This is a genomic window from Skermanella stibiiresistens SB22 (assembly GCF_000576635.1).
GTDB lineage: Bacteria > Pseudomonadota > Alphaproteobacteria > Azospirillales > Azospirillaceae > Skermanella > Skermanella stibiiresistens.
In genome coordinates, this window is record NZ_AVFL01000010.1 from 23,359 (window position 1) to 41,566 (window position 18,208).

Annotated in this window: 16 protein-coding genes; 5 read left to right on the forward strand and 11 right to left on the reverse strand. The window is 66.7% G+C overall.

Translation table 11 applies throughout. The annotated features are described in order from the left end of the window. Window positions 1-16: 16 nt before the first annotated feature. The 5 genes from N825_RS14865 to N825_RS14885 all read right to left on the reverse strand — a co-directional run bounded on the left by N825_RS14865 (window position 17) and on the right by N825_RS14885 (window position 5,572). A complete protein-coding gene (locus tag N825_RS14865; protein ID WP_198038335.1) occupies window positions 17-547 on the reverse strand; it encodes a putative pterin-binding protein in 531 nt (176 codons plus the stop codon). Window positions 548-759: 212 nt separating this feature from the next. Next, the gene (locus N825_RS14870) at window positions 760-1,809 is read right to left on the reverse strand and encodes a formate dehydrogenase subunit gamma (RefSeq protein WP_051512393.1); all 1,050 of its coding nucleotides are present in this window, start codon (window positions 1,807-1,809) and stop codon (window positions 760-762) included. A gap of 14 nt (window positions 1,810-1,823) precedes the next feature. Further along, window positions 1,824-2,420, reverse strand: a complete 597-nt coding sequence (gene fdh3B, locus N825_RS14875) for a formate dehydrogenase FDH3 subunit beta (protein ID WP_037453249.1) — start codon at window positions 2,418-2,420, stop codon at window positions 1,824-1,826. 22 nt (window positions 2,421-2,442) lie between these two features. Then, window positions 2,443-5,337: a molybdopterin-dependent oxidoreductase gene (locus N825_RS14880; protein WP_037453250.1), complete on the reverse strand. Its 2,895-nt coding sequence runs from the start codon at window positions 5,335-5,337 to the stop codon at window positions 2,443-2,445. Window positions 5,338-5,362: 25 nt separating this feature from the next. After that, complete coding sequence (locus N825_RS14885; RefSeq protein WP_037453252.1) at window positions 5,363-5,572, reverse strand: twin-arginine translocation signal domain-containing protein; 210 nt, start codon at window positions 5,570-5,572, stop codon at window positions 5,363-5,365. Window positions 5,573-5,718: 146 nt separating this feature from the next. Here N825_RS14885 and N825_RS14890 point away from each other — a divergent pair, with 146 nt between their 5' ends. Further along, window positions 5,719-6,156, forward strand: coding sequence for a hypothetical protein (locus N825_RS14890; RefSeq protein ID WP_037453253.1), 438 nt, complete (start codon window positions 5,719-5,721; stop codon window positions 6,154-6,156). Window positions 6,157-6,176: 20 nt separating this feature from the next. On the opposite strand, the gene N825_RS14895 is transcribed toward N825_RS14890, so the two are convergent. Further along, window positions 6,177-6,581 carry a tellurite resistance TerB family protein gene (locus tag N825_RS14895; RefSeq protein WP_037453255.1) on the reverse strand — a complete coding sequence of 135 codons (405 nt, stop codon included), beginning with the start codon at window positions 6,579-6,581 and terminating at the stop codon, window positions 6,177-6,179. A 292-nt stretch (window positions 6,582-6,873) separates the two neighbouring features. Between N825_RS14895 and N825_RS14900 the strand changes: the two genes are divergently transcribed. Beyond that, window positions 6,874-8,478, forward strand: coding sequence for a sensor histidine kinase (locus N825_RS14900; protein ID WP_037453258.1), 1,605 nt, complete (start codon window positions 6,874-6,876; stop codon window positions 8,476-8,478). Here the strand turns inward: N825_RS14900 and N825_RS14905 are convergent. Next, on the reverse strand, window positions 8,452-11,292 hold the full coding sequence (locus N825_RS14905; protein ID WP_037453261.1) for an ATP-dependent DNA helicase: 2,841 nt from the start codon (window positions 11,290-11,292) through the stop codon (window positions 8,452-8,454). The two genes, N825_RS14900 and N825_RS14905, sit on opposite strands and share 27 nt — an antisense overlap. A gap of 111 nt (window positions 11,293-11,403) precedes the next feature. Here N825_RS14905 and mtgA point away from each other — a divergent pair, with 111 nt between their 5' ends. From mtgA to N825_RS14920, 3 genes are all read left to right on the forward strand, one after another. Beyond that, entirely contained in the window at window positions 11,404-12,168 is a 765-nt protein-coding gene (mtgA, locus tag N825_RS14910; protein ID WP_084164749.1) for a monofunctional biosynthetic peptidoglycan transglycosylase, read from the forward strand. Window positions 12,169-12,250: 82 nt separating this feature from the next. Beyond that, a complete protein-coding gene (locus tag N825_RS14915; protein WP_051512394.1) occupies window positions 12,251-13,657 on the forward strand; it encodes a pentapeptide repeat-containing protein in 1,407 nt (468 codons plus the stop codon). A gap of 52 nt (window positions 13,658-13,709) precedes the next feature. Further along, on the forward strand, window positions 13,710-14,120 hold the full coding sequence (locus tag N825_RS14920; RefSeq protein ID WP_198038336.1) for a PilZ domain-containing protein: 411 nt from the start codon (window positions 13,710-13,712) through the stop codon (window positions 14,118-14,120). A 42-nt stretch (window positions 14,121-14,162) separates the two neighbouring features. On the opposite strand, the gene N825_RS14925 is transcribed toward N825_RS14920, so the two are convergent. The 4 genes from N825_RS14925 to N825_RS14940 form a co-directional block, all read right to left on the reverse strand. Further along, a complete protein-coding gene (locus tag N825_RS14925) occupies window positions 14,163-15,746 on the reverse strand; it encodes an MFS transporter (protein ID WP_157619239.1) in 1,584 nt (527 codons plus the stop codon). Next, entirely contained in the window at window positions 15,743-16,798 is a 1,056-nt protein-coding gene (locus N825_RS14930) for an HlyD family secretion protein (RefSeq protein WP_245613123.1), read from the reverse strand. Before N825_RS14930 ends, N825_RS14925 begins: the two co-directional genes overlap by 4 nt. 202 nt (window positions 16,799-17,000) lie before the next feature. Beyond that, window positions 17,001-17,435, reverse strand: a complete 435-nt coding sequence (locus N825_RS14935; RefSeq protein WP_037453265.1) for a hypothetical protein — start codon at window positions 17,433-17,435, stop codon at window positions 17,001-17,003. Between the two features lie 99 nt (window positions 17,436-17,534). Then, entirely contained in the window at window positions 17,535-18,131 is a 597-nt protein-coding gene (locus N825_RS14940; RefSeq protein ID WP_037453268.1) for a TetR/AcrR family transcriptional regulator, read from the reverse strand. Between the last annotated feature and the right edge of the window lie 77 nt (window positions 18,132-18,208).

An 18,208-nucleotide genomic window follows, 5' to 3' on the forward strand; every position in this document is an offset into this window, starting at 1 on the left:
TCCTGCCGGAGACGGTTCATTGAACCTCGATGCTCTTCACCTGCCAGACGGAGCGGCCAAAATAGACTTCGTTGTAGAGATTCGGTGTGGTGTCGAAGGGATATATGACGAAAATCGGCCCCTGGTTGCGCACCGGGAGGTACGCGTCGTTCTTCTTCACCGCCAGGATGACGTCGAACTTCATGAAGTCTTCGAACGGTACTTCGGCGGAGTAATCGTTGAGCGCCGTGACCTTGAGCTTGGTGCCCCGCGCTCCCACCGCCTCCAGCAGGGCGCGGGTCAGCGGCCCCTTGAAGTCGTTGACCCCCTCGGCCCACGGCGTCGTGACCCTCGCCACCCGCCCCGGCAGCGCTTCCAGCATGGCGAGATCGAATTGGGCGGCGGAAGGAGCGTTGGTGTTGTCGATCTTGCCGGTGACGGTCAGCACCACCGGCCCGGCCGGCGCCGCGAGGGTGCCCGCCAGGGCGTCCCGCGAGACCATGGTCAGATACGGAACGACCAGTGAAAACACCGCAAGAAAGAACGTCGATCTTAGAATCTTGTACACGGTACTTTCTCCCACACCCGCTATGTGGGATTTGATAACCCTTTGGATATTTCGCGGCTAGCTAGCAATTTGGCATAAATCCGTCCGTGACCTAGCCAATCAGGATGGAATTGACCAGCTCCGCCAAAAAGATGAGCCGGGGAGCTTTCGCTCCCCGGCCCTATCGATTTTCCGGTATCAGGGTCCGCCAACGTGTCCCGGCGGATGCCGGTTCAGTCGGCTCCCGCGTGCTGGCCAAGGCCTGGTACAGGACCACCGCCGGTCGGGACCTTGCTTGGCCCGTCGCGCGTGTCGGTCGAGATGCCTTGCGTCTTCAGCCAGCCGGCATGGTGCTCGCGCGCCCAGTTGAGATCGACCTCGCCGTTGCCCATGGCGTCGAAGGCGCCCTCCATCCCAACCGTGCCGATATAGATGTGGCCGAAGATGACGGAGACCATCACCGCCGTGCCCAGCAAATGCACGATGTGTGAAATCTGCATGCCGCCGACACCCGTCAGGTAGAACGGGAACATCAGCATGTAGCCGCTGACCGCCATCGCCAAGCCACCCAGGATGATGGTCCAGAAGATCATCTTCTGACCGGCGTTGAAGCGGCCGGCCTCGGGGTGCGAGCCGTTGTTGAGGAAGCCACCACCCTGTTTGATCCAGGTGATGTCGGCCTTTTCCGGGATGTTGTCCTTGATCCACAGCACCAGCATCAACAGCACGCCCAGCACGAAGGGGAAGCTGAGGAAGTTGTGGGAGTATTTGCCGTAGGTGCTCAGGGCGGTGAAGGCCTCGTGGCCGATCACCGGGATCAGCAGCGGCCGGCCGAAGCTGAGCACCAAGCCGGTCAGCGCCAGGATCATGAAGCTGGTCGCGGTCAGCCAGTGGGCGAAGCGATCGATCGGCATGAAGCGGGTGACCGTCCGCCCCGCGCGCCCCGCCGCGATCCGGATCTTACCGCGGAACAGGTAGAACACGCCAAGCAGCGCCAGCATGCCCAGCATCATCACGGCAGAGATGATGCGGCCGTAGTAGTTGCGGAAGTCACGCCATTCGCGGCCTTCCGGCTGGACCAGCGTCGCCAGCTTGCCGTCGGGGATGCTGACATAGCCGCTCAGCTTGCCTTGGAGCTGCTCGTAAAGCTCGACCTCCTCCTTCGTCGAGGGGGAGGCCGGCGACACCCGCTGGTCGAGCTGGGCGTATGCCGCCGGCGCCGTCGTCAGCAGGAAGACCGCCATGAGGATGGCCGGGAACAGCTTGCCCAGAAACGATGTCATGAACCCTCTCCCCATCAGACGGCCCGATCGTTCTTGTAGGCGGTGGACCAGCCCCAAGCGCCTGAGCCATAGCCGCGGCGTACGACGCGCTCCTTGTAGATGTCGGCGATGATGTCGCCGTCACCCGCCAATAGGGCGCGGGTCGAACACATCTCGGCGCAGAGTGGCAGCTTGCCCTCGGCCAAGCGATTCGTGCCATAGCCGTGGTATTCGACCATCGTCATGTCCTCCTCCGGCCCGCCGGCGCAGAAGGTGCACTTGTCCATCTTGCCGCGGCCGCCGAAATTGGTGGTGTTCGGATATTGCGGCGCCCCGAACGGACAGGCGTAGAAGCAATAGCCGCAGCCGATGCACAGCTCCTTGGAATGCAGCACGACGCCGTCGGCCGTCGTGTAGAAGCAGTCCACCGGGCACACCGCCGCGCAGGGCGCGTCGGTGCAGTGCATGCAGGCCATCGAGATCGACTTCTCACCCGGCATGCCGTCGTTCAGGGTGACGACGCGCCGGCGGTTGATGCCCCAGGGAACCTCGTGCTCGTTCTTGCAGGCGGTGACGCAGGCGTTGCACTCGATGCACCGGTCGCTGTCACAGAGGAACTTCATTCTTGCCATGGTCTTGCCCTACCCTCCCCGCTCAAGCCGGCTCGATGCGGCACAGGGTCACTTTTGTTTCCTGCATGAAGGTCACGGGATCGTAACCATAGGTCATGACCGCGTTGACCGGCGCTCCCAGCACGATCGGGTCGGTGCCCGGCGGATACTTCGACCGCTGGTCGACGCCCTCCCAATGGCCCGAGAAGTGGAACGGCATGAAGGCGACGCCCTGCCCGACCCGGTTGGTGACGAAGGCCATGACGCGGGCCTTGCTGTTGTATTCCGGGCCATAGACCCAGACGTCCGACTTGTGCCGGATGCCCAGCCGCTCGGCGTCCTGGGTGTTGACCTCGACGAACATGGTCTGCTGAAGCTCGGCCAGCCACGGGTTCGACCGCGTCTCCTCGCCGCCACCCTCGTACTCGACCAGACGGCCCGAGGTCAGGATGATCGGGAAGTCCTTCGACACGTCACGCGCCTGGACCGACTTGCCGAGCTGCGTCATGCGGAAGTCGCGGCGATCGTCCATCGCCGGGTACTGGGCTATCAGGTCGCGGCGCGGCGTGTAGAGCGGCTCGCGGTGGATCGGCACCGGGTCTGGCAGGTTCCAGGCCACCGCGCGCGCCTTGGCGTTGCCATGCGGCACGCAGCCGTGCTTCAGCGCCACCCGGATGATGCCCATGGACAGGTCGGTCATCCAGCTGACCTGATCGACGTTGTCGCCGCCGATCGCGTTGATCACCGACATCTCGTCGGGTGTCAGGTCCCCGTCCCAGCCCAGCTTCCTCAGTACGGCCATGGTGAACTCGGGATAGCCGTCGGTGATCTCCGAGCCCTTGGAATACGAGCCGTCGGCCAGGAGACTGACGCCGTTCCGCTCGATTCCGAAGCGCGCCCGGAAGGTCAAGCCGCCGTCCATCACGTGTTTGGAGGTATCGTAGAGCACGGCGGAGCCCGGATGCTTCATCTCCGGCGTGCCCCAGCACGGCCAGGGCAGGCCGTAATAATCGCCCGCGCATGGCCCCTTGGTGGCACGCATGGTGATCTTGTCGAAGTCGGCCTGGTTATCCATGTGGGCCTTCAGCCGCTCCGGCGACTGGCCGGTGTAGCCGGTCGCCAGCGCGCCGCGGTTGATCTCGCGGAGGATGTCCTCGGCGCGCGGCTTCGTGCCATCCACAGTGATGTGCTTGAACAACTGCTCCGCGAAACCCAGCTTGCGGGCCAGCAGGTACATGGTCTCGTAGTCGTCCTTCGATTCGAAGATCGGCGGGACGACCGCGTCGGACCATTGGAGCGACCGGTTGGACGCGGCCCGGCAGCCCGCCAATTCGAATTGGGTGCAGGCCGGCAGGATGTAGGTGCCGTTCTTGCGGTCGCTGACCGACGCGAAGGTGGTCGGGTGTGGATCGACCACCACCAGCAATTCCAGCGCCTCGAGACCCCGGCGCATCTCCGGCATCCGGGTGACGGTGTTGCCGCCATGGCCGAAGGTGACGAAGGCCTTGATGTTGTTGGGCTGCTCCAACTCACCCGGCTTCGCCAGCACGGCGTCGAACCAGCGGGTGGTCGGGATGCCCTTGGTCTCCATCAGCGCCTTGGAGCCGAAGCGGCCCTTCAGCCACTCGTAGTCGACGTCCCAGACGCGCGCCCAGTGGCGCCAGGCACCCTCGGCCAAGCCGTAGTACGACGGCAGCGAGGTGACGTCGAGCCCCATGTCGGTGGCGCCCTGGACGTTGCTGTGGCCGCGGTAGATGTTGGCCCCACCGCCCTCGACGCCAATGTTGCCCAAGGCCAGCTGGAAGATGCTGAAGGCGCGGACATTGGCGGTGCCGACGGTCTTCTGGGTGGCGCCCATGCACCAGATCAGGGTCGATGGCTTGTTCTTGGCCATCGTCTCGGCGGCCTTGCGGAGTTGGTCGCCCGGCACGCCCGCGACCCGCTCGACCTCCTCGGGATTCCACTTCTTCACCTCGGCGCGGATCTCGTCCATGCCGTAGACGCGCTGGCGGATGTATTCCTTATCCTCCCAGCCGTTCTCGAAGATGTGCCAGAGCATGCCCCAGATCACCGGAATGTCGGTGCCTGGACGGATGCGGATGTAGTCGGTGGCGTGCGCGGCGGTGCGGGTGAAGCGTGGGTCGATGACGATGAACGGCGCCCGGTTGTGCTCCTTGGCGCGCAGCATGTGCTGCATCGACACCGGGTGCGCCTCGGCCGGATTGCCGCCGATGATCATCAGCGCCTTGGCGTTCTGGATGTCGTTGTAGCTGTTGGTCATGGCGCCATAGCCCCACGTGTTCGCGACACCCGCGACCGTCGTGGAGTGGCAGATGCGCGCCTGGTGGTCGACCGTGTTGGTCCCCCACAGCGCCGCGAACTTGCGGTAGAGATAGGCCCCCTCGTTGGAGAACTTGGCCGAGCCCAGCCAGAACACGCTATCGGGACCCGACTTCTCGCGGATCTCCAGCAGCTTGTTCCCGATCTCCTCGATCGCCTGATCCCAGGTGATCCGCTTCCACTCGCCGTTCTCGAGCTTGACCGGGTATTTGTTGCGGCGCTCGCCCTTGGTCAACTCGCGGACCGAAGCCCCCTTGGCGCAGTGCGTGCCCTGGCTGATCGGGCTGTCCCAGCCGGGTTCCTGCCCGACCCAGACGCCGTTCTGAACCTCGGCGATCACCGTGCAGCCGACCGAGCAGTGGGTACAGATGCTCTTGCGGCGGGTGACCTCGATATCGGGATCGACGGCGCCCGCCTCAGCCTTGCGGACCGTCGCGAAGGGCAACGCGCCCAGCGCCGCCATGCCGCCGGCGGCCAGACCGGAATTCCGCAGGAATCCGCGGCGGTCGATCTGACCCGTGCCCGCGATGGTGGAAGCCGCCACCGTGGCGGCGAGGGACGTGCGTTGGGCGGTTCCCGAGCGTCTCTTGACCAGCATTGACGTCTTTCCTCCTGGAACCGCGCTAGAGCCGGTTCAGCGCGTAGAACTGCTTGACGTGATCGGTTTCCTGATAACGCGCCTTGACGCGCTCATCCTGGCTTTCCTCGGCCACCGCACCGGTCGCGGCCAGCGGCACGGCGACCGCCGCGGCCGTGCCGGCCAGACCGACCACCTTGAGGAAATCGCGGCGCTCGACCCCGCCGATCCCAGCTTTTCCGTCTTCTGATGCCATCTCTCGGCCGTCCTCTATTTTCCCTCCGCCACGTCGGGCGGAATGGCCCCTTTGGGCTGCTCAACACGCCCGCATGGGGAAAGTGTCACCTTCGCATACATAAGAAACCAAACTCAGACAAGATTGTTGAGCCTCGGCGGAGATCAATGGGAAACGACGACGAAACGGTCGCCGCGATCATGACCACGGCGAAGAAACGCCGCGGTGAATTTGAAAGGATCAACATCTTGCACGTGATGCCGATCATGGTTGGCGCCGTCATGCTGGCGGTGGCCGCGGCCTCGGCCGGCGCCCAGGGGATCAAGAAGGAAACACTGACGGAGGACCCCGCCGTCACGCGCAGCCTGGAGCCGGGCTCGACCCCTCAGGGCACCCGGTCACCCGATCCGATCGGCGAAAACAATGGGGACAAAGTCCGGAACGCGGTCGATCAGCTGAGGAAGAACCCGACAAACGTCCAAGGCAACGACGTGGCGCGCGAGACACGCCAAGGCGGGCAATCGCGGCCGGAGGAGTCGGAACAGGATGTGGAGGACCGCGCCAAGGTCCCCGACGCCAACGAGCCCACCGAACAGCCGAAGTGATCCACTTGGGTTGACACCCTTCAAAGCACCATGTGCCGGGCGCGGGCGCCGCGCTCGATCGCGGCGGCGTTGAGCCGGTCGATCTCCAGGCTGTCGCGCAGCAATTCCAGCAGCCGCAGCTCCTCCTGGGTCGTATAGCCGTCGGCGGCGGCCACGTCGCAGGCGACGGCGTAGGCGGTCTCGCGCAGCTTGGCCGGCAGGCCGCGCTTGATCTCGGCCAAGGCGGCGTCCAACCCGTCGCGCTGGCCCAGCAACTCGGTGCAGTCGGCGGTGATCTCGGTCATGCGGCCGGGATCGAAGTCACGGAACACGGGTAGATAGCGGACCGTCTCGCTGATCGTGTTCAGTTCCGCGTCCGTCATGTCGGCGTCGGAAGCGGACACCATCACCATGGTGTAGATCAGCGCGGTATGGTGGTCGATCATGATCTGCCTTGTCGGGTCTGTGCCGCCGGAATGTGCCCGCGCCACCGCGCGACTTCAAGGGTCTTGACGCGGACTCGAAGGTGCTGGCGGGATGCCGCGCGATGTATGCCATTCGCTGGAAGGACGCCGATAAACATCGTCAAGCGGGTGTGCGTTCCGGTAGTCTCGAGGTATCGCAAGATCATATCCACCAGACGATCGGAGCCTTCGACTGCCCGCAACCTCGCCAAACCGCCCAGGATCCAAACCCGGCGGGCGACCGTCCTCGACGGGTCCGGCGGCGTGGGCCGGGTTGGGACGCCGCTGGTGGCCGTTCAATTCGAGCGGCACCGCCAGCGCCATCAATCTCAGCATATTCGCGCTGGTCGCCATCGTCACCGCGGTGACGTGGCTGATCTACGACACCCGGCGAAACCTCGTGCTGGAGGCCGAGCGGACCACCAGCAACGCCGCGTTCTTCCTGGCCGACCACGCGACGCGGCTGTTCGAGGCGTCGGACTTGGCGCTGCGCGAGACCACCAGCGCCGTGGAGCGGATGAACTGGGACCAGATCGCCACCGACCAAGCGCTCTGGGATCGGATGCGCGCGCTGACCGACCGTCTGCCCTATGTCGACAACATCTGGCTGAACGACAGCACTGGCCAGCTGCGCATGAGCACGGTGTCGATGCCGACCCCGCCCAGCAACGCCAGCGACCGCGATTCCTTCATCGCCCACCGCCGGCCCAACAGCGAATTGTATGTCGGCGAGTTGATCATCGGCAGGGTCACCGGCCAGCCGACCTTCCTGCTCAGCCGGCGGCTTTCGGCTCCGGATGGCGCCTTGCGCGGCGTCGTCTCCCTGACCATCGACCTGACGTTCTTCTCGGCCTTCTACGGTTCGCTGAACCTGCGGCTGGACCCCGCGATCAGTCTCGTACGCGCCGTAGATGGCGGAGTCCTGACCCGCGTCCAGCTGGGCGATCCGGAACCCTTGCCCGCCTTGGAGATCCCTCCGGACACGGCCTCGGGGTTGAGCGGGCCGGCGGGAGTCTTCGATTGGACGACCCCGATCCATGCCTATCACAAGGCCGACAGATTGCCACTCCACGTCAGCGTCGCCGTTCCCGCCGGGCACATCACCAGCGCTTGGCTGGCGGAGATCTGGATCTACTGGGTGTTGGCCGGCGCGGCCGGCATGGCCCTGTGGCCCCTGACCATGATGGCGGTGCGGCAGGCCGAAGCCGACCGCGCCGCCAAGCTGACGCTGGAACGGCGGGTGGAGGAACGAACCCGGCAACTGACCCAGGCGAACGAGCAATTGGAAACGCTGTTCCAGGAGGTCCACCATCGGGTCAAGAACAACCTCCAGGTCATCACGTCGCTGCTGAGGTTGCAGGCCGCCCGCTCGCCCGACGCGGAAACCAAGCTGTCGCTCCAGAAGAGCGTGGACCGCGTCCACGCCATGAGCCTGGTGCACCACCTGCTCTACAGTTCGAAGGAGCTGACCGACGTCGATTTCGCCCAGTATCTCGGCCAGCTGGCCGACAACCTGCGGAGCGCCTATGGCTCGGAAACCCAGGTCCGGCTGGAGATCGATGTCGGGGACGCCTGGTTTCCGCTGAACATGGCCATTCCCCTCTGCCTGATCGTCAACGAGGTCATGTCCAACGCCTATAAGCACGCCTTTCCGCAGGGACGTGACGGACTGCTGCGGATCACGCTGCGCGAGGTCGATGGCGGACGCGAGCTGACGATCGAGGACGATGGCGTCGGCCTGCCGGACGGTTTCGACCCGGCGCTCGGCACCGGGCTCGGCATGCAGATCATACGATCGCTGGCGACCCAGCTGGATGGCACCGCCGAGTTCGGCAAATCACCACTGGGCGGATCAGTCTTCCGGCTTCGCTTCCAGTAACCGCGGCTCCGCCGGCGGCTGTCCGTCGGAAGGTGGCGGCGCCAGGAAATCGCGCGTCACCCGGACCGCCTCGGCCAAGCCGACGCGGCGCAACTCGACGCCCTCGGGGAAGGCGCCGGCCAGCCGAGACGGCATCATCGGGTCGAGCAGCACGAAGACGCCCATGTCGTCGGCCCGGCGGACCAGCCGGCCAAACGCCTGCTTCAACCGCAGACGGGTGATCATGTCGTCGTATCGCTTGGCGCCGAAAGCGTCGCGCCGGGCGCGGTGGAGGATGTCCGGCCGGGGCCACGGCACGCGGTCGAACACGATCAGACGGAGCGAGCGGCCGGGCACGTCGACGCCGTCGCGCACCGCGTCGGTCCCCAGCAGGCAGGCCTGCTCCTCGCCCCGGAAGATGTCGATCAGGGTTGAGACGTCCAGCCCGTCGACATGCTGGCCGTAAAGCGGCAGCCCGGCCATCTCCAGCGGTTCGGCGATCCGCTGATGCACGGCGCGGAGCCGGCTGATCGCGGTGAACAGACCCAGCCCGCCACCGCCCGCCGCCAGGAACAGCTCGCGATAGGCCGCGGCGACCTGGACCAGATCGTCCTTCCGCACGTCGGTGACCACCATCACCCGGGTCCGCGCCGGATAGTCGAACGGCGACGGCACGCTGGCGCGGAGCGCCGGCCACGCCATGTGGACGGCGCCTGTCCGGACCGAGGCGGCCAGCCAGTCCTGTTCCACGTCGCCGGTGCCATCCGTCAGGGTGGCCGAGGTCACCACCATTCCGTGGGCCTGCGCTCCCACCGTGGCGACGAACGGGATGGTTGGGTCGATGTAGTGGCGGTACATGCCGATATCGAGGTCGCGGCCGTCCTGCCGCTCGATGCCGTACCAATCGACGAAACCGCTGGGCGTCGGCTGGCCGACCGCTTTCAGCATGTCGCGCCAGCCCTTGAGCGTCACGCCGCCGCGACGCTGGAGGCTCCGGCAAATCGCCTCGATCCGTCGGCGGGTGTCGCTGTCCAGTTCCGCCGCCTCGTTGTCGAGCCGGGCGGTGAGCCGTTTGGCCAGTTCCTCGAGCGGATGCTGGAGCCGTCCCAGCGCCTTCTCCAACTCGTCGGCCGCCGCGACCAGCCCGTCGACCGGCTCCGCCGTCTCGGTCTCCAGGCTATAGAAGCTGTCGCGGCCATGGGCGCGGGTGTGGACCTGTCGGTGGACCATCAGCAGGAACGCCTCGGCGGCGCCGGTTCCCATCTGGTCCTTCATGCGGTTGGCCCAGCCCTCGCCCGGCAGGGCCCTGGCCGCCATCACGACCTCGTCGACCAGGGCGGCGCCCTCGTCGTCGCCCGCGACGAGATCCTCGACCCGGCGCTTGAGGCCGCGGGCGCGGCTGCTTCGCCCCCCCTCGGCCCCCAGCAGCCAGCGGCGCAGTTCCGAGGTCTCCAGGGCGGTCAAGTGGCCGGCGAAGGCACTGTCGGCGGCGTCGAAGACATGGTGTCCCTCGTCGAAGACATAGCGCGTCGGGGCCGCCGTGTCCTCGCCGCCCAATGCCGCCTGGATCATCACCAGCGCGTGGTTGGCGATCACGATGTCGGCCTTGCGGGCGCGACGGATCGTGTTCTCGATGAAGCATTTGCGATAGTGCTGACAGGCGGAGTAGATGCACTCGCCGCGCCGGTCGGCCAAGGTGACGGTCCTGGCTCGCCCGACCAGATCGGGCAGCCATCCCGGGAAATCGCCGCCTTGCATGTCGCCGTCGCGGGTCGCCGCGACCCAGCGGACCATCAGCCCCAGCGCCGTGGCGAAGACCGGCTGGGACGGCAGGCTGGCGATGGCCTCCTCCAGGTTCAGCAGGCACAGGTAGTTCTCGCGGCCCTTCCGCAGCACGACCTTCCGCGCCTTGACCGCGGGATCGGCGTGCAGCCGGTCGAGTTCGCCGTCGATCTGGTGCTGGAGGTTGCGGGTATATGTGGAGATCCAGACGGGACCGCGGTTGACTTCCGCCCAGAGGCTGGCGGGCGCCAGATAGCCCAGCGTCTTGCCGACGCCGGTCCCCGCCTCGGCCAGCACAAGGTTGGGCGTTCCCGGATGGTTGCGCGGCGTGAAGGCGGTGCTGACGGCGCTGGCGTAGTCCGACTGCTGCGGCCGCGGCTCGGCCGCCTTGCCGCCGCGCATGCCGGACTGGAGCAGGTCGGACAGCCGGCGGCGCGCGTCGTTGGCGTGGACGGGGATCTGGCCAGGCGGCGGCTCCGGCGGGCCATCCTCCCATTCCGCCATGCGCTTCCAGACCTGGAACGCGCCAAGAGCCCGGCCGCCGGGTGGGCCGTTGGGAACGCCCAGGGCCGATAGCACGAAGGGCGCCCAGTTCCAGGAATAGCCCTGACCGCCGACACCCATGAACCACGCGATGGCGACCGGGTCCGACTTCTCCTCCCGCTCGGGATCGGTCAAGTCGGTCAGCAATTGGCTGGTGGCGCGGATCAGTGTCAGCGCGTCGTCCTCGGCGCCATCGGGACGCGGCAGGCCCAGCGCCTCGGCCAGCCCACGCGGGGTCGGGACGACGAAGCGGGCGGGATGGACGAAGGCGTACAGTTCCAGCACGTCGAGCGCCACGAACCGGTCGATGTTGAGCCGCCGGGCGAGCGATCGGGCGTGGCAGACCAGCAGCGTGTCGCGCTGGAGCCGCCGCCGCGCCTCGTCCAGGTCGATGGTCTCGACCTCGCCGTCGGCGGTCAGCCAGACGGCCCGGCGCGCGCCGGCGACGAGCGCCGGCACGTCCGGCAACAGCAGGCGCCGCGACGGCGCTGGAAATTGAACGATGTCCATGTCGGCGGCAGTATAGGAGGACGGAGGCTCCCGCGCGAGCGGAACAGGCGGAGGTTGCCTCACCCTCCGGGACGGTTATGATGATGGACCCGTCGCCGTCCGAAAGGCCCCATGTCCCCCGGCCCCGCTTCCCCCAGTCCCGCTCCCAGGGCGCGACGCGCGTCATCCGCCCCGTCCCGCCGCGTGAATGGGCGCCTGAATGGACAATGGCTCATCCGGTTCATCCTGGCCCTGGGATTGGGGCTCGCGGCGGTGTCGATCGGCTGGATCGTCCTGTACCGCGTGGTGCCGCCGCCCGGCACGCCGCTGATGCTGATCCGCGCCATCGGGGGTTCGGGGATCGACAAGGACTGGCAAGGCCTTGGCGCCATCTCGGACACCCTGCCCCAGGCCGTGATCGCGTCCGAGGACAGCCTTTTCTGCAGCCACGCGGGGTTCGATTGGGAATCGATGCGTCAGGCCTGGCAGGGCAACATGGCGGGCGCCCGCCTGCGCGGCGGCAGCACGATCTCCATGCAGACCGCCAAGAACGCCTGGCTGTGGCAGGACCGCACATACGTGCGGAAAGGCATGGAGGCGTGGTTCACGCTCTGGATGGAGCTGATCTGGCCGAAAAACCGGATCATGGAGGTTTATCTCAACATCATCGAATGGGGCGACGGCATCTATGGCGCCGAGGCGGCGGCCCGCGCCTTCTTCGGTAAGTCGGCGGCTAACCTGACCCGCCGCGAGGCCGCGCTGATGGCGGCGGTCCTGCCCAATCCGCTGCGCTGGTCACCGGACAAGCCAACCCGCTACATCTCCGGCCGCGCGGGGGTGATCCAGCAGCGCATGTCGATCGTGGAACGGGATGGGCTGGATCAGTGCGTCAAGTGAGACGGCCCCCTACCACCCGCCTTAAAATTCCATAAAGCGGTTCTTAATGAATGCGGGACATTGTTAGAAAACATAGGGAAATGTGTTCGATCGCCGTATCAGCGCGCCGGAAAGTGTCATCGCCAGCATGGTCAGTCCATCGAGAAGTGACAGCCTGGATTTCGACTACCGGAAGATCCCGGCCGGGGAACTTGACCGCCTGCTGGACATGCACCAGCGCTATCTCGCGGGACAACGCGGTGGAGCCCGGGCGGCGCTGAAGCTCCTCGACCTGTCCCACGTCAATCTGGCCGGCCGCAAGCTGATGGGCGCCGACCTGACCGGAGCCCGGCTGACGGGAGCCGACCTCCAGGGTGCCGACCTCCAGGGCGCCTGCCTATTCGGCGCCGACCTCCAGAACGCCAACCTCGCCCGCGTCAACCTGACGCAGGCGGACCTGCGCGGCGCGGTCTTCCGGGGCGCCATCATGGTGCGGGCGATCCTGATCGAATCCGACCTGCGCGACGGCTATCTGGTGCGGAGCAAGAACGGCGAGCTGGCGCCGATGAAGGCGGGCGACAGCTTCGCCGACATCTCGCAGGCGACGATGACGCGCGCGGTGTTCCAGTCGGCCAAGCTGTCCAACGCCTTCATCATCCAGGCCGACCTGCGCGACACCAACCTGAAGAACGCGGTGTTCGTCCGCGCCGACCTCAGCGGGTCGGACCTGACCGGAGCCGATCTGGAGGGTGCCGACCTGTCCGGGGCGAACCTGTCGGGCGCCAAGCTGGACGGCGCCATCCTGACGCGCGCGGTGCTGCGCGACAGCAACCTGTCCAACGCCAGCCTGCTGGGAGCGCTGCTGGACGAGGTCGACCTGTCGCTCGCCAACTTGTCGGGCACCGACATGGTCCGGCAGCTGGATGATGTCCAGGGTGTGGTCGGCGAAACGCTGCGCCAGCACCGGGAATGGATCCTCAGCAATGGCCGCAAGGGCAAGCGGGGCCAGTTGTCGGCGCTGGACCTGCGCGATCTCGACCTGTCCAACCTGAACCTGTCGGCGGCGGTGCTGCGTCAGGCCGTGCTGAAGGGTGCCAACCTGTCCGGCACGGTGCTCGCCATGGCCGACCTGTCGATGGCCGATCTGCGCGGCGCCAACCTGACCGGCGCCGACCTGCGGGGCGCCTGCCTGGAACGGGCGACCCTGAACGACGCCAACTTGACAAACGCGGTGGCCTGTCCGATGGAATTGAGGGGCGGCCAGGGTTGGTCGACCAACTTCATCAAGGCGCGCATGGTCAGGGTCACCGCCGTCAACGCCGACCTTACAGGCGCCCGCCTGAACGACAGCGACCTGACGCAGATCAACCTGCGGAAGGCCCAACTCCAGAAAGCCGACCTGACCGACGCGGTGATGACCATGGCCGACCTGCGGGAGGCCGACTTCAAGAACGCCGACTTCCGGGGAGCGATCGACTTACGCTTGCCCGACCGGGATGCCGGCCAATGATGACGACCGAATCCATGACAAGCCAACCGTGGGAGCGGTGACGGAGAGGACCATGAGCGAAGACCACACTGAACGACGCAGGTACCAAAGGTTTCCCGGCGACCATTATCCCCTCCTCCTAGGCCGCCACCCGGCCCAGGTGATCGACTGGTCGGTCAAGGGAGCGGGTGTCCGCCTGCGCGAGCCGGCGGAGGATCTGAACGACGGCGACAACGTGGCCTTGGGCATCCACAGCGAGAAGACCCTCGCGGTGATGGTGATCCAGGGGCTCATCCACCGGATCGATCACGAGACCGGCGTCGTCCACATCGAATTCCTGGACGCAAGCGAGGACGCCATCCGATTCCTGGCCGAATCGCTGTCGGCGAAACCGCACGTCGTTTCACCTGTTGAGGCGGAGGACGCCACAACCGGGGAGTCTGGCGATGGTGGGCACGATGCTGGCCCCCGAAAGGATCCGTGAGGCGGCTGAGCCGTTCCGCTCGACGGCGGGTCGCATCCACAATCATGGCGGCGGCGCCGGCTTCAGCAGCGCCACCAGGACCAGCCCGCCGATGATGACCCAGCCGATCACCAGGAAGCCGTCGATATAGGCCAGCACATAGGCTTGGCCGCGGACCAGCGAGCCCAGCAGGGACAGCGCCCGCTCCGACGCCTCGGGGTTTCCGACCGAGCGGGAGGCGACGCGGGCGGTGTAGCCGGCCAGGCGGTGGATGGTGTCGGGGTCCGCTCCCTGGACGTTCATGCCGAGCGAGAAGGAGTGGAACTGCTCGCGGACGCGGACGAAGGTCTGCATGAAGGCGGCGCCGATCTCGCCACCCAGCAGGCGGGAGGTCTGCAACACGGCCCCCAGCGTCAGGATATGGGCGGGAGCCAGGTTCTTGATGTTGAAGAAGATAAGCGAGGTCATCGCGAAGGACTGGCCGAAGGCCTGGAGCATCTGCGACGGCAGGAAATCGGAGCTGATCCAGTCCGCCGTCAGGCGCGACGCCATCAGGCAGGCCAAGCCCACGGCCGCGAACCCGATCGCCATCATGACCCGGGCGTCGACGTGGCGCAGCAGGGTGCCGACCAGGGGAGCCAGCAGGAACTGCGGCACCGCGATCAGCAGCAAGGTGTCGCCAACGTCCAATGCGCGATAGTTGTGGACGGTGATCAGGTATTGCGGGATGAGGAAGGCGGTCGACAGCATGACCAGCCGCAGCAGGATCAGCAGCAGGCACAGAAGCGGTATGTTGCCCCGGAAGATGACGCTCAGCGTGATCCAGGGGTTGGGACAGGTCAGTTCCTGGATGACGAAGGCGACGATCAGCACGCCGCCAGCCAGCAGCATCCCGGTGATCAACCCGGAGTTCAGCCAGTCCAGGCGGTTGCCCTGGTCGAGGGCGGCGTAGATCAGCGCGAAGCCGATGCTGGCATAGGCGATCCCCCACCAGTCCGCCCCCCTCAGCAGGTCGCGGTTGGTCGGCTCGCGCGGCATGCCGTGATAGACGCAGAGCCACATCAGGGGCGCCAGCAGGGCCGTGTCCCAGAACAGCCAGTGCCAGCCGAGATGGTCGATGACCCAGCCTTCCACCGACGCCGACACGTTCAGCGACAGCTCCACGTTCATGGCGTAGATGGCGATGCCGTAGACCACGTATCGCGGCGGCAGGTTGCGGACGATGAAGCCGATGGTCAGCGGAATGAAGGTGCCCGATGACAGCCCGGCCAGCACTTGGCAGGCCAGCACGCCGGACAGGTTTCCCGTCAGCGGCAGGGCCAGCGCCGCCAGGCCGTAGGTCGCCGACGAGATCAGGAGCACGCGGCGCGGGCCGAACACCGCGCCCAGGAAGGCCGAGGCCGGTGCCACCAGCATCTGGGCCACCGTGTACGAGGTGGTGATCCACGCCCCCTCGTCGAAGCCGGCGTGGATGGCGCCCCGGATGTCGGCCAATCCGAACGCGGTGATGCGGGCGGTAAGGGTCGAGATGATGGCTCCCAGCAGGACGCCCAGGATGCCGATGATCGGGTGATGGGAAACGGCGGGCGCCGTCGTCGTCCGGCGGAAGCCCAGCAAGGGGAGCAGGCGACCGCCAAGCGCCGTCACCGGACCGCTCCCGCCGGCGAGGCGTTGGTGGGGGCCTCGGTGGTGTCGATGGTGACGACCACCGACATGCCCGGCCGCAACAGGTCCTCCACCGGGTTCGGCCGGTCGAGGACGATCTTGACCGGGATGCGCTGGACGACCTTGGTGAAGTTGCCGGTCGCGTTCTCCGGCGGCAGCAGGGCGAATTGGCTGCCGCTGGCCGGGGAGTAGGAATCGACCCTGCCCGTCAGCACCGCGTCGGGATAGGCGTCGACCTTGACCGTCGCCGGCTGGCCGACGCGGATGCGGGTCAACTGAGTTTCCTTGTAATTGGCGACTGCCCAGACGGTGGGCAGCGGCACCAAGGTGATGATCTGACTGCCGGCCGCCACGTATTGGCCGGGGCGGACCTGCCGCTGTCCGACCACGCCATCGGCGGGCGCGGTGATTCGGGTGTAGCCGAGATTGATCCGAGCCAGGGCCAGGGCGGCCTCCTGCTGCTGACGGTTCGCCTCCGCCTGCCGTTGCTGGGCGTCGATCCCGTCGAGCAGTGCCTTCTGCTGATCGACCTGGGCGTGGCTGGCCTGGAGCGCGGCGTCCGCCCGCTGCGCCGCCGCCTGGGCCTGCTGAAGGGCTTGCGGCGTCCCCGCCAGCCGGTTGTCGGCCAACTCCAGCTGACGCTCCTGTTCCAGCCTGGTGCGCCAAGCGTCCGCCTCGAAGCCCTTGACGTTGGCGATGGCTTGGTCGATCAGAGTTCGCTGCACGCGCTTCTGGCTTTCCAGCGACGCGATCTCGGCGATGGCGGCGTTCAGCGCGGCCTGGGCTTGCGCGACCTTGGCCTGATAATCGAAGTCGGCGATCTCGGCCAGCACGTCGCCGGCCTTGACCCGCTGGAAATCGCCGACCGGAACCAAGCGGATCACGCCGGTCACCTGCGCCGCGATCGGCGTCACGTCGGACTGGAGATAGGCGTCGTTGGTCGATTGGTGGATGTTCGACCCGACCCACAGGTCCCAGCGGGTGAAGAAGGCGATGACCAGCACGAACGCCAGCCCCAGGACCGCCGACCTCACGATCCAGGGGCTCCAGGTCACGGGCGCGCCCACCACCGGCTGAGGCTGCGGCGCCGCGGGGGTTGGCGTGGCCGGGGACGTGGTCGTGGGCGGTGATTCCGCCCGTTTGGTCTCGATCTGGCTCATGGGCGATGGAAACGCTCGAACGACTGGATTGTCACAGGCTCATTCGAGTCTCAGCCTCAAGGTTAATCGAAGACCGCTAATCGAAGGCCGGGGCCGGGATCCGATAGCTGAACTCGCGGCCATGGATGGTCTTGTACAGAACGCGCAGCTTCTTGCGGTCCTCCTCGCATAGGCAGCCGCGCATCAGGTCCTCGTGCAACTGGACCGCCTGGGTGCGGTTGAGGCCATGACCCTTGGACAGCAGCACGGACAGCAGCAGCGAGGCATCGGCGTCGGTGCGGGCTTGGCGCTGATCGGCGGCGGCCATGGCGCGGCGGAGGTCGCCAATGGCGTCGCCCTTTCCGCCGCCCGTCGTGTTGGTCGCCTCGGCTACCCGCTGTTGTATGGGAGGGCGTCCGCTGACGCCAAGGCGCGAGGCCGCGACTGAGGCCGTTTCCCGCCCCGTCTCGGCGGGGGGAACGCCACGGCGGCGGGAAAACAGACTGGACAGGTGGTCAAGCAGGCCAGCCATCCAAACTCGTCACCCTCCCCGAGATCATCGTCCATGAAACCGGACCCGCGCCGGACAGGCGCCTGGGAGGATAACTACAGCGCTTTCATTGATTTATAGTTAAGTGGCCCTGGTCGAGAGGACCGCCACCGCCGCCTCGACCAGGGCCTCGGCCGCGGCGGGCGCCGCGTGGCCGACGCCTTCGGCTCCCAAGGTCTGGCCGCTCGTGTAGGCGCCGTCCAGCAACAGGTGAAGTTGGTCGGCCAGCAGGTCGAGATCGGCGGCGCCAACCGCCAAGGCCAGCCCGCGCAGGCGGTTCCTCAGCTCGCGCTTGTTCGCCTTGGCCGCGACATGGCCGGGATGGTCGGGGTCGGGAAACTCGACCGCCGTGTTGATGAAGGGACAGCCGCGATAGCTGGCGCTGGTCGTCCGTTTGGCGACGGCGGCGAACAGCGCCCGGATCTGGGCGCGCGGGTCGCCCGGATGACGCGCCATGACGCCGTCCCACCATTCCCAGTACAGCCGGTCACGGTATTCCAGGTATGCGGCGACGAGTTCGTCCTTGCCGGCGAAGTTGCGGTAGAGGCTCATCTTGGCGACGCCGGAATGGGCGATCACGGCGTCGACGCCGACCGCCCGGATGCCATCGCGGTAGAAAAGCTCCGCCGCCGCGTCGAGAACGCGGTCTCGGGCCGATTTGGTCGCAGGATCGCGCATGGATGCCCATTCGTTTTAACCGATTGACAGATGATACAGAAGGGTCTCTATCATCGCAACAGTTCTTCCTCTCCGGA

What these genes read in the sequence shown, in the direction of transcription:
- N825_RS14940 (WP_037453268.1), bottom strand. Translation starts at nt 18,131, where the DNA reads ATGCGCGATCCTGCGACCAAATCGGCCCGAGACCGCGTTCTCGACGCG.
- N825_RS14905 (WP_037453261.1), bottom strand. Translation starts at nt 11,292, where the DNA reads ATGGACATCGTTCAATTTCCAGCGCCGTCGCGGCGCCTGCTGTTGCCG.
- N825_RS14895 (WP_037453255.1), bottom strand. Translation starts at nt 6,581, where the DNA reads ATGATCGACCACCATACCGCGCTGATCTACACCATGGTGATGGTGTCC.
- N825_RS14870 (WP_051512393.1), bottom strand. Translation starts at nt 1,809, where the DNA reads ATGACATCGTTTCTGGGCAAGCTGTTCCCGGCCATCCTCATGGCGGTC.
- mtgA (WP_084164749.1), top strand. Translation starts at nt 11,404, where the DNA reads ATGTCCCCCGGCCCCGCTTCCCCCAGTCCCGCTCCCAGGGCGCGACGC.
- N825_RS14885 (WP_037453252.1), bottom strand. Translation starts at nt 5,572, where the DNA reads ATGGCATCAGAAGACGGAAAAGCTGGGATCGGCGGGGTCGAGCGCCGC.
- N825_RS14920 (WP_198038336.1), top strand. Translation starts at nt 13,710, where the DNA reads ATGAGCGAAGACCACACTGAACGACGCAGGTACCAAAGGTTTCCCGGC.
- N825_RS14880 (WP_037453250.1), bottom strand. Translation starts at nt 5,337, where the DNA reads ATGCTGGTCAAGAGACGCTCGGGAACCGCCCAACGCACGTCCCTCGCC.
- fdh3B (WP_037453249.1), bottom strand. Translation starts at nt 2,420, where the DNA reads ATGGCAAGAATGAAGTTCCTCTGTGACAGCGACCGGTGCATCGAGTGC.
- N825_RS14890 (WP_037453253.1), top strand. Translation starts at nt 5,719, where the DNA reads ATGGGAAACGACGACGAAACGGTCGCCGCGATCATGACCACGGCGAAG.
- N825_RS14935 (WP_037453265.1), bottom strand. Translation starts at nt 17,435, where the DNA reads ATGGCTGGCCTGCTTGACCACCTGTCCAGTCTGTTTTCCCGCCGCCGT.